Below are 16,592 nucleotides of genomic sequence, written 5' to 3' on the forward strand. Positions count from 1 at the left end.
CCTTCTGACCGGTGCAGGCCGCGTGGCGCGACTGCGGCGACGGCCGGTGCACACTGACCGCCGCCGCGCCGGCTACTTCTTTCCGAGCCAGGCGTCGACCTTCGCGCGGTTCTCGGTGACCCACTTCTCGGCGGCCGCGTCCGGGGTCATCTTGTCCTCGGCGATGTACTTGGCGACGACGTTCTGGTCGTCGTTGGTCCAGGTGAAGTTCTTCACCAGGTCGTACGCCGGGCTGCCGGACTCGGCGAACTTCTTCGACACGACCTTGTCCAGGTCGTACGCCGGGTAGTCGCAGGCGACCTTCGCCGGGTCGGCGTCGCAACCGGCCTTGTACGCCGGGAGGTCGACCTTGACCAGCTTCAGCTCGTTGAAGAACCACTGCGGCTCGTAGAAGTAGCCGATCACCGGCTTCTTGTTCTTCTCCGCGTCCCGGAAGGCCTGGATCAGCGCGGTCTCGCTGCCGGCGTACACGACCTTGTAGTCGAGCGTCAGGTTCTTCACCAGCGCCTCGTCGTTGGTGACGAACGACGGGTCGCCGTCGAGCAGCTGCCCCTTGCCGCCGGACTCCGACGTCTTGAACAGCGACGCGTACTTGTTCAGGTTGTTCCAGTCCTTGAGCTCGGGCTTCTCGGCCGCGAGCCACGGCGGCAGGTACCAGCCGATCACGCCCTTGGTGCCGGCCGGGCCGACCACGACGGCGTCGGCGGCATACTTCTTCTTCAGGTCCTCGTGGCCCCAGTTCTCCAGCACCGCGTCCACCTCACCGGTGCCGAAGCCCTGCCAGGAGATCTCCTCCTTGAGGTTCTTCTTGGTCACCGTGCAGCCGAGGTCCTTGGTCGCGACGTAGGCGACCACGGCGGCGTTCGCCTCGTAGCCGACCCACGGGTTGACGGCCAGGTTGAAGGTGCCGCACTCCTTGCCGCCGGCGGCCGGCTTCTCGGCCTCGCCGACCTTCGCGCCACCACAGGCGGTCAGGGCCAAGGCCAAAGCGGTCAGCACTCCAGCGGTCCGGAGCTTGTTCGTCACCACAGGTTGTCTCCTCTGACTGTTCCTCTGAATTTCGTACGCCGGCTCATCCGCTGGGCCGTCGCCTGGGTGATCCGGTCGAGCATCACGCCCAGCAGCACGATCGCCAGCCCGGCCGCCAGGCCCTTGCCGTACAGCTCGCTCTGCGCGAAGCCCGCGGCCACGTCGTACCCGAGCGCGCCGGCGCCGACCAGGCCGCCGACGACGACCATCGACAGCACGTAGATCAGGCCCTGGTTGACCGCGAGCGTGATCGCCCGCCGCGCGACCGGCAGCTGGACCTTGCTGATCACCTGCCAGGTGCTGGAGCCGACCGAGTTCGCCGCCTCAACCGTCGCCACCGGCACCGCACGGATGCCGTCGGCAACGATCTTCGTCGTCACCGGTACGGCGAACACGACGGCCGCGGCGATCGCCGTGAAGCGACTCGTCCCGAACAGCGCCAGGAACGGCACCAGATACACGAACGGCGGCATCGTCTGCCCCGCGTCGAGCACCGGCCGGACCCAGCTGTCGACCCGGTGGTTGCGCCCGGTCCAGACGCCGAGAACGATGCCGACGGCAACCACCACGACGGTGGCCAGCAGCGTCGAGGCGAGCGTCACCATCGCGTCCTGCCAGACGCCGGTCCCGACCAGGAGCAGCAGGCAGACCGTCGCCGGGAGCGCCGCGCGCCACCCGCCGAGCACCATCGCCAGCGCGACGACGACGCCGGTCACCAGCCACCAGGGCGACTCGGTGAGCAACGCTTCCAGGGGATTGAGCACGCCGAACGTCACCGCATCGCGGACGCCGTACGCGAAGCCGCCGAAGACGTCCTGCACCCAGCCGGTCACGTCGGCCGCCGCCACGGCGATCCGGGAGCCGAGGTTCACGTCGGTCGGGAACTCGGCGGCCCACAGGTAGGTCCGCGAGAACCAGATCGCGACCAGTACGCCGAGCGCGCCCGCGCCGAGCAGGATCTTGCGGCGCAGGCTCCCGATCCGCCACGGGCGGTCGCCGGCCGCGGTGGTCACGCGGTCCAGCACGATCGCCAGCACGACGATCGCGAGGCCCGCGTTGAACGCGACCCCGACATCGAGCGTCTGCAGCGCCTTCAGCACGGTCTGGCCGAGGCCGGGCGCGTCGATCAGCGCGGCGACGGTGACCATCGACAGGGCGGCCATGATCGTCTGGTTGATGCCGACGACGACCGTGCTGCGCGACATCGGCAGCAGCACCTTCGCCAGGGTCTGGCCCTGGGTCGAGCCGAGCGAGCGCGCGGCCTCGACGCTCTCCGCCGGAACCGAGCGGATCGCGTGCGCGGTCAGCCTGACGACGGGCGGCGCGGCGTAGATCAGCGTCGCGATCGTGGCGGCGGCGGGGCCGATCGCGAAGAACAGCGTCAGCGGGGCGATATAGACGAAGGTCGGCAGGGTCTGCATCAGGTCGAGCACGAGGGTCGCGACCTTGAAGAAGCGGTCCGACAGCCCGGCCCAGATGCCGAGCGGGATGCCGGCGAGCAACGCCAGTACGACGGCCGCGATCGTGAGCGAGAGCGTGTCCATGCTCTCCTGCCACAACCCCTGCATCCCGATGAAGGTGAGGCCCGCCGCCGTCAGCAGGGCGACCTTCCAGTTGCCGAACGCCCAGGCCAGGAACGCCGAGATGGCGACGACGCCGAGCCAGCCGACGACAGGCACCGGTCGCCCGTACGACGGCTGGGCGATCAGGCTCTGGAGCAGGATCACGAGCTGATCGACGACGACGCGGATCCCGTCGGAGACCGCGTTACCGCTGCCGACGACACCGGCCTGCTCGGTCAGCCAGCGATGGAACGGCGTCGTGTCCTGCCCGCCGAGCGCCAGCGTGTGCACGCCGCGCAGCACGAACCAGAGCGCAAGCCAGACGACGATCAGACCGCCGACGAGGACCACGCGGCGGGGCTTGCGGACGTGAAGCTCCAGAGAGCCGGTGATGGAGGCCATCAGGAGCGCGGAGAGGAGGAGGCCGAGCCGGGCTCGGTGGGGCTTGGGCCGGGGGTGCCAGGCTCGGTGGGCCCTGAGCCGGTTGGGCTCGGGGCGGCGGAGCGGGAGACGCCGGGATCGGTGCGGCGAGCGGTGGTGCCCGGGCCGGGTGTGCCGGGCTCGGTGGTGTCCGAATCGGGGGCGGTGAACGCTGAGGTGGGGGTGCCGGGTGTGGTGGAGGCCGGGCCGGAGGCGCGCGCTGCGCTTGCGGCGTACGAGGTGGTTGGGCCTGAGCTCGACGGGGCCGCGTCGGCGACTACGGCGAGGATTTCCTCGTCGCTGATCACGCCGAGCAGTTGGCCCTCGGCGACGATCTTGACCGGGCGGTCCGACGCGAGCACGAGGCGGGTCGCCTCGCGGACAAGGACGTCGGGGCCGAGCTCCGGTCCGTCGAGCTGCTCGCCGTCCCGCGGGGGACGGACGATCCAGCGGAGGGTCAGTACGTCGGCCCGCGGGATGTCGCGGACGAACTCGCGCACGTAGTCGTCCGCCGGGGCGCCGACCAGTTCGTCGCCGGTGCCGAGCTGGACGGCGGCGCCGTCGCGCATCAGCAGGATCCGGTCGCCGAGCTTGAGCGCCTCGGACAGGTCGTGGGTGACGAAGACCATCGTCTTGCCGACCTCGCGGTGCAGCCGGACGACCTCGGTCTGCATCTCGCGGCGGATCAGCGGGTCGAGCGCGGAGAACGGCTCGTCGAACAGCAGCACGTCCGGGTCGTTGGCCAGCGCACGCGCCAGGCCGACGCGCTGCTGCATGCCGCCGGACAGTTGCTCGGGGTACATGTTCTCGTTGCCGGACAGACCGACGAGGTCGATCACTTCCTGGGCGCGGCGTTTGCGGTCGGGCTTGCTCTCGCCGCGCACCTCCAGCCCGTACGAGACGTTGTCGATCACCTTGCGGTGCGGGAGCAGACCGAAGTGCTGGAACACCATCGAGAACTTGCTCCGACGCAGCGTCCGCAACCGCTTCTCGTCGGCCGCGCGCAGGTCCTCACCCTCGAAGATCAGCCGGCCCGCGGTCGGCTCGACCAGCCGGGTCAGGCAGCGCACGAGCGTCGACTTGCCGGAGCCGGACAGGCCCATCACCACGAACACCTCGCCCGGCGCGACGTCGAAGCTCAGGTCACGGACGGCCGCCGTACAGCCGGTGCGGTCGTAGAGGGCGGCCCGGTTGAGCTCGGCCAGCTCCGGCCGGCGCGGGACCCGGGAGGCTTTAGGCCCGAATACTTTCCACAGGCCCTGAACCGACAGCAGCGCCTCGGACTCCTGCGGGTCGGGGTACTCGAGCTGAGCGGTCACAGTGATTCACCCTCGCATCCCCGGCGGCCGGGTTCGTCGTGAACGGCGACTTTATCGAATGCCGGGTCCGGCAGTACCGGTCCGGGTGTCTGAGCGGTCAAGGATCGCTGCCCGGCGGGGGACCGGCACAAGTCACTTCATCACGGATTTTGCTGTCGCCACAGCAAAATCAAACATACGTCCGACCTGCGGAAAGGCAGGGAGGCGAGGGGTAGCAGCGGGAGCGGGGCCGGGCGGGGCGGGGCCGGGCGGGGCGGGGCCGGGCGGGGCGGGGCCGGGCGGGGCGGGGCCGCTCCCGGGCCCGGGGTGCCGGGTGCCGGGGGTGCCGGGCGCCCGGGCGCCGGGGCCGCTGGGGCCGGGGGTGGAAGTGGGAGCGGAGGGCCCGGGGGCGGGGCCCGCGGGCCCTGATGCCAGGGCCGGAGCATGCAGCAGGGGCCGCGGGCGCCGGGCCGCCGGGGGCGGGAGCGGGAGGCGGCCGTGGGAGGCGGGAGGGTAGGCCCGAGGCCCAACGCGCGCCTGGGGGCAGGGAGCGGGGACGCCTGGGGCAGGAGGCGGGAGCCGCCGGGGACCTGGAGGCCGTGGCCCGGAGACCCGGATGGGACCGTGGCCCGGAGACCCGGATGGGACCGTGGCCCGGAGACCCGGATGGGACCGTGGCCCGGAGACCCGGATGGGGCCGTGGCCCGGGGGCCCGGGCCGAGTCCTGGAGGCCGCTAGCTCGGGCGCGAGGAGGCCGGGCCCGGGACCCGGGGGCAGGGGAGCTGAGGCTGAAGCCAGGCAGCTCTCTCCGCCGGTCGGCTGCTTCCTTGTTCCACGACTGGCGCGGTACAACGCGGCAGTCGTGGAAATAGGCGTCAGTGGTGGAAGAAGGCGTTAGCGAACGCGGGGAGGTGGGAGGCGACGGGTGAAGACGCTCGCGTGGGAGCGAGTGAGGCGTCGACCGGATGCTGGGGGCTGGTGGGCTGTCTAGCCCGCCCAGCCGGGTTGGGCTGGGCTCTTGGGGCGGGATCAGCTCGGCCCGGTACGGCGAGACCTCAGGGCGGGGTCAGCTCGGCCGGCACGGAGGGGACCTCGGGGGGCTCAGTTCGGCTGGTACGGCGGGGCTTCTCCCCAGCCCCAGCGGGGGACGGTTGCCTCGGTGGGTGGGGTGGTGCTGGGTTGGGAGGCGGGAGCAGAGGCCCGGGAGCCGGGGCCGGGGGCCCGGGGGGGCCGGGGGCCGGGGGGCCGGGCCCGACGCGGGACCCACCGGGCCGGGGGCCAGGAGCGGGGACGGCGCGGGAACGGGCAGGAGTGGAGGCCCGGGACCCGGGCCTGGGCCCCGGGAGCTGGAAGCGGAGCCGGCGGCGGGGCGGAGCGGGAGCGGCGGGGCGGAGCGGGAGCGGGAGCGGCGGGGCGGAGCGGGAGCGGCGGGGCGGAGCGGGAGCGGCGGGGCGGAGCGGGAGCGGCGGGGCGGAGCGGGAGCGCAGGGTGCGGGAGCGGCGGGAGCGCAGGGTGCGGGCAGAGCGGGAGGTGGAGTCCGGCCCGGCGGCTCAGCTCGGCTGGTACGGCGGGGCTTCGCCCCAGCCCCAGTGGGGGAGGGGGGCTTCGGTGGGTGGGGTGGCGCCGGGTTGGGAGTTGGCGAGGGCGATTCGGGTGCCCCACTCGACGTACGCGACGAAGGCCGAGCGGAACTCGGGGTCGTGGGGTAGGCCGGCCGGGTCGGCGCTGGCGGCGATCAGGGCGGCCCAGCGGGCGCGTTGCTGCTCGGTCAGGCCGAGGCCGATGTGGTGGCCGAGCATCGCGGGGTAGCCGCCGAGCTCGGCGGTGTAGGTGCTTGGGCCGCCGAACACCTCACCGAGCCAGAGCGCTACGTGCTCGCGGTGCTTCGGGCTAATGTTGGCGAAGACGGGCGCGAGCAGCTCGTCCTCGAGCACGCGGTCGTAGAACACCTCGGTCAGTCGGCGCAGCGCCTTGGCGCCGCCGGCCCACTCGTACACGGTAGGTGCACTCATCTGCATCCCCTCCCACTCGTAATCATGTAATCATGTGCGCGGGTCGTCCAGGGCCGACGCGATCGCGACCTGGATCGGGTCGATCGCGTCCCCACCGCCCTCGAGGTCCCAGAGCACGTTCTGCAGGATCCGGCCGAGCGTCCAGCCGACCGCCCGGCTCCGGTCGAGCGCGAGCAGATCGACCATCAGGTCGAAGCGGTACCGGATCGCCCGCGCCAGATCGCCGGTCGCGAGCAGGTCGTCCCAGCGGTTGTTCAGTGCGGGGAAGAGCTCGAAGCACGGATCGCCCGCGAGCGGCTTCGGGTCGATCACCAGCCAGGGAGCCCGCTCGGCGGCCATCACGTTGTCGTAGTGCAGGTCCCAGTGGAGCAGCCGGTCGCCGGGTTCGGCGAGCAGCTCGGTGACTCGGGCCGCACAGCTCTTGGCGAGTTGCTGCTCCTCAGGGCTGGCGAGCTGAGGGATCAGCGCCGGGGCCGAGGCGACCATCTCGGTGGCGACGGCTTCGAGGGTGCGGAGGTCCTTGGGTGCTTCGGTGGTGCAGAGGCGCGCCAGCAGCCCGGTCAGGATGCGGGTCGCCTCGACGTCGTCGGGGACGTCGTCGAGGGTCCGGGGGTTCAGGCGTTCGAGCAGGAGCGTGGCAGTCTCGTCGTCGTCCTCGAGGACGCGGACCACGTCGTCGGCGTTCCAGGTCCGCAGGGCGAGGGCTTCGCCTTCGTTCTCGTCGTTGCGGGGCTGGAGCTTGAGGATCGCGGGCTCGCCGTCGGTTCGCCGTACGGGGAGGACGAGGGAGGCGGCGCCGTGCATCGGCGGACCGTCGATCGTCAACTGCCAGCGGTCCAGGTAGCCGGCGGCGGTCTCGGGCAGCGCCTGCAGCCAGCGTCGCCCGGTCTCGTCGGTGTGGGACTCGTGCAGGATTTGCGGGATCGAGAAGTCGGCCATCGATCAGCACAGTAGGTCGTCCGGCGTTTCTGTGCTTGGGTTTTCCCGTGAGCGGCGAACTGGCACGACGGCATCGCAAGGTCCAACTGGTCGTGGGACTGATCTACCTGGGCATCCCGGCCCTGACGCTCGGCGTGAGCCTGGCGACCGCCGGTCCGGCAGGCGCGGTCGCGCCGGCCGTGCTGCTGGTGCTCGGCGCGCTGCTGTTCACCCGGCAACGCTTCCGCCCGCAGCGCTGGCGGATGACCGGCGCGATCTTCGGCGCGGTCGCGGCGGTCTACCTCACGCTCGTCCCCGACAACTTCGCGCTGCTGTTCATCTTGCTGGCCGTGCTGGTGATCTGGTGGATCGGCGCCGGTGTCGGGGTCGCCTTGGCGGCGTACGCCGAACGCGCGCTCCTGGTCCCGGTCGACCCCGAGCTCGCCAGTACGCCGTACGAGCTCGCCTTCCGCCTGCGCGGCCTCTGGGGTACGACGCTCGTCCTCGGCACCGACACGGTCTCCATCCACACCATCCCCCGCAAGCTCCGCGGCGCGAACCCCGAGGACCTCCACCGTACCTACCCCTTCACGAAGGTCACCGGCGTCCACGAGGTCTCCCTCAGCGGCTCCGAACGCCTCCGCTTCCCGATCCCCGTCGCCGCCGTCCGCACCCCCGGGCCCGCCGTCATCCTCCAGGTCGCCGGCGACGACTGGGTCCTCCCCACCAACCTCGCCCCGACCCTCACCCAGCTCCTCCAGCACCGCGTGGACGGCGCGAAGCAGGAGTAGCAGGCGCGCACCCGCTGTGGGCGGAGCGCCAGCGCACACCTGCCGTTGGCGAACCGGCACAGCACCTACAGGTCAGGTGCGGAACGGCGCAGTCCCGACGCCACGAGCCACCTCCGCACGAACTACGCCGGCAGCGGCGGGAAGTTCTTGCACCGTCATCCGGCGGTTGTGCGGCGGCCAACCACCGCACATGAACCAGATCGGGGGCCTGCTGGTCGCCGCGGTCCCGCCGGATGACGTAGTTGTTACTTCCCGCCGCGGCCGGCAGAAGAAGAACAGGTGAGCCGACGCACCGGCAGGTGAGGTGGCTCAGTCGACTCCGGGCCTCGAGAGTTCGCCACCTTCACCTCGTGGTCGAGCGCGGTCAGGCGCCGGGTCAGGGTGCCGCCGATGTTGCCGCTTCCGATGATGCCGATCTTCACAGGTAGTTGTTCCTCTCAACCAGCGCAACGCACGAGCGGCCCGCGATCATCCGGTGCGTTGGTCGGTCCAGCTCATCGCCAGCGCGAAGCCGAGGTCGTCGAACGTCGCGCCGGGGAACACTTCGTCGTACAGCCGGCGGAACGCGACGCGGCTGAGGTACACGTCGCTGAGCAGGTGCTCGAGCCAGGGTTTGCTGTGCCAGAAGCGGAGCTCGAACCAGGCGTCGCGGAGGCCGAGTCGCCGTACGGACGCGGGGAAGCCGCGGACGGCGCCCGCTGTGTAGACCCAGCGGGGTGGCGTCGGGTAGAGGTCGGAGACGTTGTCGATGAGGGCGACGGTGCCGCCGGGGCGAACGAGGGACTTGAGCTGCTCGAGCCCGGCGCGGTAGTCGGGCAGGTGGTGCATCATCGTGTGGCTGTAGACCAGGTCGAACCCGTCGTCGCCGATCTCGAACGCGTCCGCCACCCGGTACTCGACGTTCGGCCGGGCCCGCCGCGCGCGGGCGATGGCGATCATCGGCGCGCTCAGGTCGACGGCGAGCACCTGGCGGAAGTCGTCCGCGAGCCGTTCCGCCGCGTGCCCCGAGCCGCAGCCGACGTCGATCGCCCGCTCACCGCGCACCCCGAGCCCGCTCAGCCAGGCCAGTCCTTGCTGCGGCTGCAGGCTGACGAACCGGTCGTAGTCAGCCGCGAACCGGTCGAACAGTGCGGGATCCGTAGCGATGCTCATGCCGGTACGACGCCCACCGCCCGCGGATTTGTTCGATCACAGCGGCGGGCTGACCGCCGTACGCCGTACGCCGGCCGTCTGCTCCCGGCCGTTGAGCAGCCGCCGCAGCTCCGGTACGACGATCGCGCGCGGCCCGACGGCCGCGACCCGGTAGGTCCCGATCGCGTGCTCCCGCAGCGACCGCCGGACCTGCCGCCCGTACGGCGTCAGCAGCCCCGGCAACCACCGGCTGATCAGCCCGCGCTCGACGAGCGAGGCCCTCAACTCGGTCATCGCGGGCAGGCCGGCGACGGTGGTCAGCAAGGTCGAGAGCGGGAGTCCGCCGGCGGGCAGCACGGCGAGAACCGCGCGCTCCAACTGGTTGCTGCCGTCGGGCCCGAGGGCATGCACCTCACGCCCGGTGAAGCCGATCACGCGGGCGTCGCGCAGCGCGAGGACCGCGACCAGCGCCGCCCGGCGCCGGCCGCCGCACAGGTAGGCGGTCTGGTTGAGGTCGAGCGGGTTCTCGGTACGCATCGGGTCCTCCTGATCACCTCGGCGACGTTCTCACCGGCTCAGACGGCCCGCACGCCCCGCCGGTTGCATCGAGTAGCGACGACCACGGAGCGTGCCCGCCCGACCCCGACCCGCCGGGGCGAGGGGTCGCCACGGGGAGGGGGTGGGGGCGGCGCCGGCGGCGGTCAGTTGCCTGCGGCTTCGCGGTCCTTGCGGGCGGTCTCGGCCTTCTCGGCCTGCCAGCCGTCCTCGTTCTTGCCGATCCGCCAGTACCCGGACAGCGACACCCGGTCGCGCGGCAGCCCGCGCTCGGCGAACAGGTTCTTCCGGATCCCGAAGACGAACCCGGCCTCGCCGTGCACGAACGCGTGCACGTCGTCCGACGGGAACTTGAGTCCCGCGACCGCCTCGACCAGCCGGACCCCTCGATCCGCGCCGGCGCCGGCGCGGTGGAACCAGACCACCTCGACGTCACCCGAGCCGCCGAACTTCTGCTCCTCCGAGGCGTCCTCGACCTCGAGGAACACCTTGGCCGTCGTACCGGCCGGGAGGGACTCGATCGCGGCGCCGATCGCCGGCAGCGCGCTCTCGTCACCGACCAGCAGGTGCCACCCGGCCGCCTCGTCCGGCGTGTACGCACCGCCCGGCCCGTTGAACCACAGCTGGTCACCCGGCTTCGCGTGCGCGGCCCACGGTCCGGCGATCCCTTCGTCACCGTGGTGGACGAAGTCGATCGTCAGTTCCTGAGCGGCCTCGTCCCACGAGCGCACGGTGTAGGTCCGCATCGTCGGCCACTGCTCGGACGGGAGCTGCTCGCGCACCTGGCCCATGTCGAGCGGGTCCGGGTACTCGACGCCGGACTGGAGGAAGAGCAGCTTCACGTACATGTCGGTCATGCCGTTGCCGGTGAACTCGTCACAGCTCAGCACGACCCGGATCATGTGCGGCGTGATCCGCTCGGTCCGGCGGACGACACCGCGCTTGGCACGGCGACTACGGGGTGCGGGGGTGGGCACGCGACCACGGTTCCTCTCGGGCGGATCAGGGGATCCTGGTTTCGACTCAGACAGTTCAACTTAGGTTGGCCTAACTACACTAGCCGACCCGGATCAACCACCCACGGGTCCACCGGCGAGCGGCCCCCTGTTCACCTGGTCGTTGCCGGGGGCACGCTTGCGCGGACCAGCCTGGTGGGATGGACCCGATCTTCGGTACGCCGCAGCGACCCGCCTCGCCGGTCACCCGGATCGACGGGTCCGGGCGGCCGATCTCGCTCGACCTGCGCGCGCCGGAGCGGAACACGGTGCTGTTCACCGGTGGGCCCGGGATGGGCAAGAGCTTCGAGCTGGAGAAGGTGCAGGACCTCGCCCGGGCGCAGGGGTGGCCGTGCCTGAAGGTCGACGCCTCGCCGCGGGAGCCGCTGGAGAGCCGGTTCGTCCGGGCCGCGACGCGCGGGCTCGGCGGGCTGCGCAAGCAGTACGGGTACCTCGCGCTGCGGAAGCTGAAGAAGACGATCAAGAACCTGACCCAGCGCTCGCGCAACCAGCAGAACGGCGCGGAGGTCCGGGTCGGGGTCGCACCGGTGCAGCTGATCGCCAAGCGCCAGTGGGACGCACCGGGCGGGACCGGGCTCGGCTCGACGCTCGAGGAGCTCGCGACCGAGCTCGGTGATCTGGCCGGGAAGAAGGGCAAGCCGGTCGTGCTGATGGTCGACAACCTCGACGTCGCGTCCGAGCGGGACCTGGCCGCACTGACCGAGCTGTCGACGCATCTGGACCGCGGCAGGAGCCCGGTCTACCTGGTCGCCGCGGGCAGCGAGATGGCGATGACCCGGCTGATGGCCGCGTCCGGCGGGCACTCCGGGGTCGCGACCAACGCCACCAGCCGGTACGACGTACGGGTGTGCCGGCCGTTGACGGGTGACGAGCTGCGGCCGACGCTGACGGAGCCGCTGCGTCAGGCCGGAATCGCGCACGGCCCGGAGGCGGTCGACCAGCTGCTGAAGGCGTCCGGCGGTCATCCCGGGCGGTTGCGCGACCTGTCCGAGAAGGCGGTCGACCTGATCGGGAACCGGCCGGACGGCCTGACGCCCGACGTCGCGAAGGCGGCGATCGCGCAGGTCAACGCGGACTCGCGGGTGGTCTACCAGGCCGACTGGAACTCGTGCTCGGGCGCGGAGAAGGAGCTGCTCGCGAAGACGGCCGGCCGCGGCGCGCGCGGTCTGTCGATGCCGGCCGAGACCCAGGCCGCAGGCCCGGGCAACTGGCCGGCGGTCGACTCCGCGCGCCAGATGCTGCTCGCGCGCGGACTGGTCCGGGAGAACGCCGGCGGCGACCGCATCACCATCGCCGACCCTGGCCTGCGCGAGTGGGTGGAGATGCGCCTCGGCCAGACCGCCGCCACCGCGGGTGTCGCGCTCCCCGGCTCGGCAGCTCCGGCGATCACGGCGGAGGGCGCCGGCCGGCACGCGGAGGGCGTCGGCACGTACACCCGCCAGGTCGGCCAGAGCACCTTCACCGTCAACCGCTAGCCGCGGACCTCAGGTCGCGAAGATCTGGGCCTCGTCGGCGAAGGCCTTGAACTCCAGGGCGTTGCCGGCCGGGTCGAGCAGGAACATCGTCCACTGCTCGCCCGGCTGGCCCTCGAAGCGCAGGTACGGGTCGATCACGAAGGTCTTGCCGGCGGCCTTGAAGCGGTCGGCCAGGGCGTGGAAGTCGGGGATCGGCAGGATCAGGCCGAAGTGCGGGACCGGGACGTCGTGGCCGTCCACAGGGTTGTGGATACCCTGCGAGCGGCCGGGGGCGAGGTGGGTCACGAACTGGTGGCCGTGCAGGTTCCAGTCGATCCAGGTGTCGGAGGAACGGCCGCGCTCGCAGCCGATGACGGAGCCGTAGAACTCCGTCGCGGCGGCGAGGTCGTCGACCGGCATGGCGAGGTGGAAGCGCGGAACAGAAGCAGTCATGCCTTCAAGTTATCCGTCCCGGGCCTCGCGACGAGGGTTGTCCACAGGTCAGTTCTACGGCCAGATCGACGAGACCCACTCCGGGTGGTCGATGAACGGGTTGCGGTTGTGCTGCCAGTTGTCGAAGATCACCTGATTGCGGCGCTTCTCGAACGCGTCCGGCGGGTCGGCCTGGCTCCAGGCCTTCAGCACCGACAGCTTCCCGATGTACGGCGCGGAGCCGTTGTTCACCGCGTTGTTCGGCTCCAGGTTCGCGAACCCGTCGCCGCCCTCGTACCGGACCGCCATGTAGAGGATCATCCGCGCGACGTCCCCGCGGACCGCCGCCCGCGGCGAGAACGAGTCGCCGTCGACCGCGCAGCCGGAGCACTCGGCGACCGTGCCGCCGCCGTTGTCGAAGTCCAGGTTGCCGCGGACCCCGTTGACCGAGACGTCCTCGGGGCGCAGGTGGTGCACGTCGGTGCCGGGACCCGTCGCCGTCCCGAAGTCGCCGTGCGACTTGGCCCAGACGTGCTCGCGGTTCCAGTCGTTGGGATTGCCGCCGTTGGTGCTCTTGGCCTGTGAGCGGCCCGAGTACAGCAGGATCACGTTGTTGGCGTTGGCCGGATCCTGGTCGGTGTCCTTCAGCGCGTCCCAGACCTGGTCGTAGCTGAGCTTGGTCTGGCTCGAGATGATCGTGTGCAGCGCCGACTTCAGCGCGGCGCCGGTCTTGCCCTCGGCGTTCGCGTAGTAGTCCGAAGGATCACCCGGATCCCCCGGATCTCCCGGGTCCGATCCGCCACCACCGCTGAACGCCGTCGCCCCGGTCAGTCCGGGGTGCGAGAAGTACGCCGCCAGCTTGCCGGTCACGGTGATCTTCTGGCCGACCAGCGACGGGTTCGACCGCAGCCCGTACGCCGAACGGAAGCCGCTCGGGATCTGGACGTACAGCATGCTCGCCGTACCGGTCTGTCCGGCCGAGTCGGCCAGTGCCAGGGCGTAGTCGTTCGGGAAGTTGCTGCGGACCACCGTGCTCGTGGCGGTCGGCTGGCCGACCACGTAGCCGGAGACGGTGCCGGTGGCCCCGTTCTGCTGCTGGACGGCGGCGGCAACGGTCAGGGGCGCGCTGGTTGCGGCCGGCGCCGGCGTCATGCCGAATCCGAGCAGGGCGAGCAGCACGCCGATCAGCAGGACGGGGCGGAACGGGCGAAGAGCTGTCACGGCGGGTCTCCCACGGGGCGGTGTGGAACGGCGTCGGGGGTCAGTCTGCCCCGTCGTACCGGCCTGTGAACGTCCCGGCGGGCGAAGACTTTCGGGCCGTAGGGTGACCGCGACATTGCAGGATGTTGCCTTCGAGCGGCGAGCGGCCCCCGAGTTCGGCAGACTGCAGGGGTTCAGCACCCAAGTCTGGGGAGTAACGAATGCGTGTGAAGAGGAGATCGCTGTCGATGGCGATCGCCGCGGTGTCGGTCGGTGCCGGTGGGCTCGCGCTCGTCGGTACGCCGTCGGTGGCTCAGCCGCTCGACGTGACCGAAGCCGCGGCACCTTCGGCGGAGGGGACCGCGCTGGCGGCCGCCCGAGCACAGAAGGAGGCAGCAGCCGCCACGGCGCCCGACGGGCCGCAGACGGCGCAGGAAGCACAGTTCAGCCAGGTCGACGACTACGCCACGAAGGTCGGCGGCCTGGGTGTCTACTACGACCAGGCCACCGGGAAGTACGTCGTCCGGATGCCGCGCACGGCCAAGGCCCAGGCGGCCCGGTCCGTGAAGGTCGCCGGCGCCGAGACGGGGGTCCAGCCGAGCCGCACCACCAAGACCGAGCTGACCTCGATCCGTTCGGTGCTGGAGACCCGGCAGTGGAAGCCCGAGGCGACCAAGTACAGCTACGCGTTCCACTACGACGCGCAGCGCGACGCGATGTCGGTGACGACCAACGCGCCGGCGGCGACGATGCAGCCGCTGCTGGCCAAGTACGGGCCGGTGCTCGAGGCGAAGTACGGCGACGTCAGCCGGGACTCCCGGCAGAGTGACCCGGCTCCGCACCGCGGTGGTGCCTCGATCACCAACGGCTCGTCGGTCTGCACCAGCGGCTTCACGATCACCTCGACGGCCCGCTACATGGTCACCGCCGGGCACTGCTTCTCGCTGGGTCAGCGGGTCTTCTCGACCGGTGGCGAGCAGCTCTGGGGCACGGTCCGCAGCCGGCCGAGCTTCCCGTACTACGACTTCGAGGCGGTCGGCGGCGGGACGTACGGCTCGGTCATCTACCGCGGCGGCGCGGCCGGGAGCACCATCCTGGTCAGCGGCGCCTCCGACCCCGCGGTCGGAGCCGCCTACTGCCGCAGCGGCCAGACGACGTACGAGCAGTGCTCGCAGGTGGTCACCAGCCTGCACGCGCAGTTCTGCGACGAGGCCGGTTGCACGGTCGAACTGATCGCCTACCGCGGTCCTGACGGCATGGGCGGTGACTCGGGCGCACCGCTGTTCCAGTACGTCCGCGGCACCGTGCAGATCCGTGGCATGCACATCGCCCACGCGGGTGACGACCAGTACGCCGAGCGGTGGACCACCATCCGGTCCGTCTTCAAGGCGAACATCGCGATCAAGTGATCACTTCAGCTCGACCGTCCAGGGCCCGCCCTGGGCCTCGATCGGATCGCCACCGCTGGTCGGCGTGAAGGTCTGCGCCGCGTAGAGCTGGTAGCTGCCCGGCGCGAGTCGCTCCCCGGTCTGCGTCGTTGCCTCGCTGCAACGGCGCAGACCGATCGTCGTCCTGACCGTCTTCGTCTCACCGGCCTGCAGCGTCACGGGAACCCCGACGGACCGCTCCGGCCCGGGGACCGCGACCACCTTGCCGCCCTGCACCACCTTGATCGGCACCGTCGGACCGGTGATCAGGTCCTTCAGCACCGCGCCGGTCGTGTTGGTCAGCTGGACGTCGATGGTCATGGACTCCTGCTTGCCGGTGACCGGCTGGAGCTGCGACGCCGTCAGCTTGATCGGCGCGTCGGCTCGCGGCTCACCACTGGCCGCGCCGCCACAGCCACCGACCGCCAGTCCGGTCGCCTCCTGGCGGGCACCCGCGACAGGCGTGTCCGCGCTCCCCCCGAGATTCGGTACGACGGCCACCGCCGCGATCGCGATCACCGCGGCCGTGCCGAGGCTCGCCGCGCCCGCGACCAGCGTGTTGCGCCGGCGGCGGCCCTTGATCCGGCCGGCCAGCGCCCGCTCGTCCAGGTCCACGGTGTCCCGGCCCTCGTCCGCCACCGCGCCGAGAAGGTCCTTCAGGTCCTTCGACGTCATTGCACACTCTCCTCTGTCACGCCGAGCTGCGCGGCCAACCTCGATCTCGCATCGGCTAGATGGCGTTTCACCGTGCCCTCGGCGCACCCGAGCTGGTCCGCGATCTCCGGGACCGTGAGGTCCTCGTAGTACCGCAGCACCACACAGGCGCGCTGCTTGGGTGACAGGTCGGACAGTGCGTGGCGGACCGTGTGCGTGGTGGCGAGGTCCTCGCCCTGCTGGTCGGGCTCGACCAGCAGGTGCCTGGTCTCGCGCCACTTCTTCGCCCGCCGCCGGTCGTCGACGTACAGGTTCAGGATCACGCGGCGCACGTAGCCCTCGAGCTGCTCGATGTCGCTGCCGACGCGGAGCCGGCCGAACACCCGCAGCAGCGCCTCCTGGACCAGGTCGGCGGCGGTCGCCGCGTCACCGGTCAGCAGGTAGGCGTAACCGCGCAGCGCCGGGCCGCGCACCGCGACCAGCTCGTCGAACGTGCTCTTCCAGTCAGCCACCGGCACCGTCCTTCGGTTTCCCTGTCGCCAAGCTAGACGACCGGCGGGTGCGGAGCGTTGGGGGCGGTCCGGCAAATAGTTCGGCGGCGGACCCGGGGTCCCCGGTACCGCCCCCCCCCCCCGATCAACAGAACCCGCCCGGGAGGTCCCCCCCCCCCATGTTAACGATTCCCCCAGCCGC

Annotated in this window: 16 protein-coding genes; 3 read left to right on the plus strand and 13 right to left on the minus strand. The window is 71.4% G+C overall.

The features are described from left to right. Positions 1-72: 72 nt before the first annotated feature. The 5 genes from ACLQ2O_RS02285 to ACLQ2O_RS02305 form a co-directional block, all read right to left on the minus strand. Positions 73-1,026 carry an ABC transporter substrate-binding protein gene (locus tag ACLQ2O_RS02285; protein WP_425826615.1) on the minus strand — a complete coding sequence of 318 codons (954 nt, stop codon included), beginning with the start codon at positions 1,024-1,026 and terminating at the stop codon, positions 73-75. Beyond that, on the minus strand, positions 1,023-2,993 hold the full coding sequence (locus ACLQ2O_RS02290) for an ABC transporter permease (RefSeq protein ID WP_425826617.1): 1,971 nt from the start codon (positions 2,991-2,993) through the stop codon (positions 1,023-1,025). Before ACLQ2O_RS02290 ends, ACLQ2O_RS02285 begins: the two co-directional genes overlap by 4 nt. Then, positions 2,993-4,330 (minus strand): betaine/proline/choline family ABC transporter ATP-binding protein, encoded by a 1,338-nt coding sequence (locus ACLQ2O_RS02295; protein WP_425826619.1) that lies wholly within the window; start codon positions 4,328-4,330, stop codon positions 2,993-2,995. Before ACLQ2O_RS02295 ends, ACLQ2O_RS02290 begins: the two co-directional genes overlap by 1 nt. 1,529 nt (positions 4,331-5,859) lie before the next feature. Continuing rightward, positions 5,860-6,321 (minus strand): group II truncated hemoglobin, encoded by a 462-nt coding sequence (locus ACLQ2O_RS02300; protein WP_425826621.1) that lies wholly within the window; start codon positions 6,319-6,321, stop codon positions 5,860-5,862. 30 nt (positions 6,322-6,351) lie between these two features. Then, positions 6,352-7,260 carry an aminoglycoside phosphotransferase family protein gene (locus ACLQ2O_RS02305; protein ID WP_425826623.1) on the minus strand — a complete coding sequence of 303 codons (909 nt, stop codon included), beginning with the start codon at positions 7,258-7,260 and terminating at the stop codon, positions 6,352-6,354. A 47-nt stretch (positions 7,261-7,307) separates the two neighbouring features. Between ACLQ2O_RS02305 and ACLQ2O_RS02310 the strand changes: the two genes are divergently transcribed. Continuing rightward, on the plus strand, positions 7,308-8,030 hold the full coding sequence (locus tag ACLQ2O_RS02310; protein WP_425826625.1) for a hypothetical protein: 723 nt from the start codon (positions 7,308-7,310) through the stop codon (positions 8,028-8,030). 245 nt (positions 8,031-8,275) lie between these two features. On the opposite strand, the gene ACLQ2O_RS02315 is transcribed toward ACLQ2O_RS02310, so the two are convergent. The 4 genes from ACLQ2O_RS02315 to ACLQ2O_RS02330 all read right to left on the minus strand — a co-directional run bounded on the left by ACLQ2O_RS02315 (position 8,276) and on the right by ACLQ2O_RS02330 (position 10,693). Next, entirely contained in the window at positions 8,276-8,452 is a 177-nt protein-coding gene (locus ACLQ2O_RS02315) for an NAD(P)-binding domain-containing protein (RefSeq protein ID WP_425826627.1), read from the minus strand. Positions 8,453-8,498: 46 nt separating this feature from the next. Beyond that, positions 8,499-9,182: a class I SAM-dependent methyltransferase gene (locus ACLQ2O_RS02320; protein ID WP_425826629.1), complete on the minus strand. Its 684-nt coding sequence runs from the start codon at positions 9,180-9,182 to the stop codon at positions 8,499-8,501. A gap of 36 nt (positions 9,183-9,218) precedes the next feature. After that, on the minus strand, positions 9,219-9,698 hold the full coding sequence (locus tag ACLQ2O_RS02325; protein WP_425826631.1) for a TIGR04222 domain-containing membrane protein: 480 nt from the start codon (positions 9,696-9,698) through the stop codon (positions 9,219-9,221). 164 nt (positions 9,699-9,862) lie between these two features. Then, positions 9,863-10,693 carry a siderophore-interacting protein gene (locus ACLQ2O_RS02330; protein WP_425826633.1) on the minus strand — a complete coding sequence of 277 codons (831 nt, stop codon included), beginning with the start codon at positions 10,691-10,693 and terminating at the stop codon, positions 9,863-9,865. 179 nt (positions 10,694-10,872) lie between these two features. Between ACLQ2O_RS02330 and ACLQ2O_RS02335 the strand changes: the two genes are divergently transcribed. Then, positions 10,873-12,207 carry an ATP-binding protein gene (locus tag ACLQ2O_RS02335; protein WP_425826635.1) on the plus strand — a complete coding sequence of 445 codons (1,335 nt, stop codon included), beginning with the start codon at positions 10,873-10,875 and terminating at the stop codon, positions 12,205-12,207. 9 nt (positions 12,208-12,216) lie between these two features. On the opposite strand, the gene ACLQ2O_RS02340 is transcribed toward ACLQ2O_RS02335, so the two are convergent. After that, positions 12,217-12,639, minus strand: coding sequence for a VOC family protein (locus ACLQ2O_RS02340; RefSeq protein ID WP_425826637.1), 423 nt, complete (start codon positions 12,637-12,639; stop codon positions 12,217-12,219). A gap of 54 nt (positions 12,640-12,693) precedes the next feature. Further along, the gene (locus tag ACLQ2O_RS02345; protein ID WP_425826639.1) at positions 12,694-13,839 is read right to left on the minus strand and encodes an endonuclease; all 1,146 of its coding nucleotides are present in this window, start codon (positions 13,837-13,839) and stop codon (positions 12,694-12,696) included. Positions 13,840-14,039: 200 nt separating this feature from the next. On the opposite strand from ACLQ2O_RS02345, the gene ACLQ2O_RS02350 reads away from it, so the two are divergent. Then, complete coding sequence (locus tag ACLQ2O_RS02350; protein ID WP_425826641.1) at positions 14,040-15,227, plus strand: hypothetical protein; 1,188 nt, start codon at positions 14,040-14,042, stop codon at positions 15,225-15,227. Here the strand turns inward: ACLQ2O_RS02350 and ACLQ2O_RS02355 are convergent, their stop codons facing one another. Beyond that, entirely contained in the window at positions 15,228-15,920 is a 693-nt protein-coding gene (locus ACLQ2O_RS02355) for a hypothetical protein (RefSeq protein WP_425826643.1), read from the minus strand. It lies immediately after the preceding gene. Continuing rightward, a complete protein-coding gene (locus ACLQ2O_RS02360; protein WP_425826645.1) occupies positions 15,917-16,411 on the minus strand; it encodes an RNA polymerase sigma factor in 495 nt (164 codons plus the stop codon). The genes ACLQ2O_RS02355 and ACLQ2O_RS02360 overlap by 4 nt, the downstream gene beginning before the upstream one ends. Positions 16,412-16,592: the final 181 nt, after the last annotated feature.

The organism is Kribbella sp. DT2 (assembly GCF_049844575.1).
Taxonomy (GTDB): Bacteria; Actinomycetota; Actinomycetes; order Propionibacteriales; family Kribbellaceae; genus Kribbella.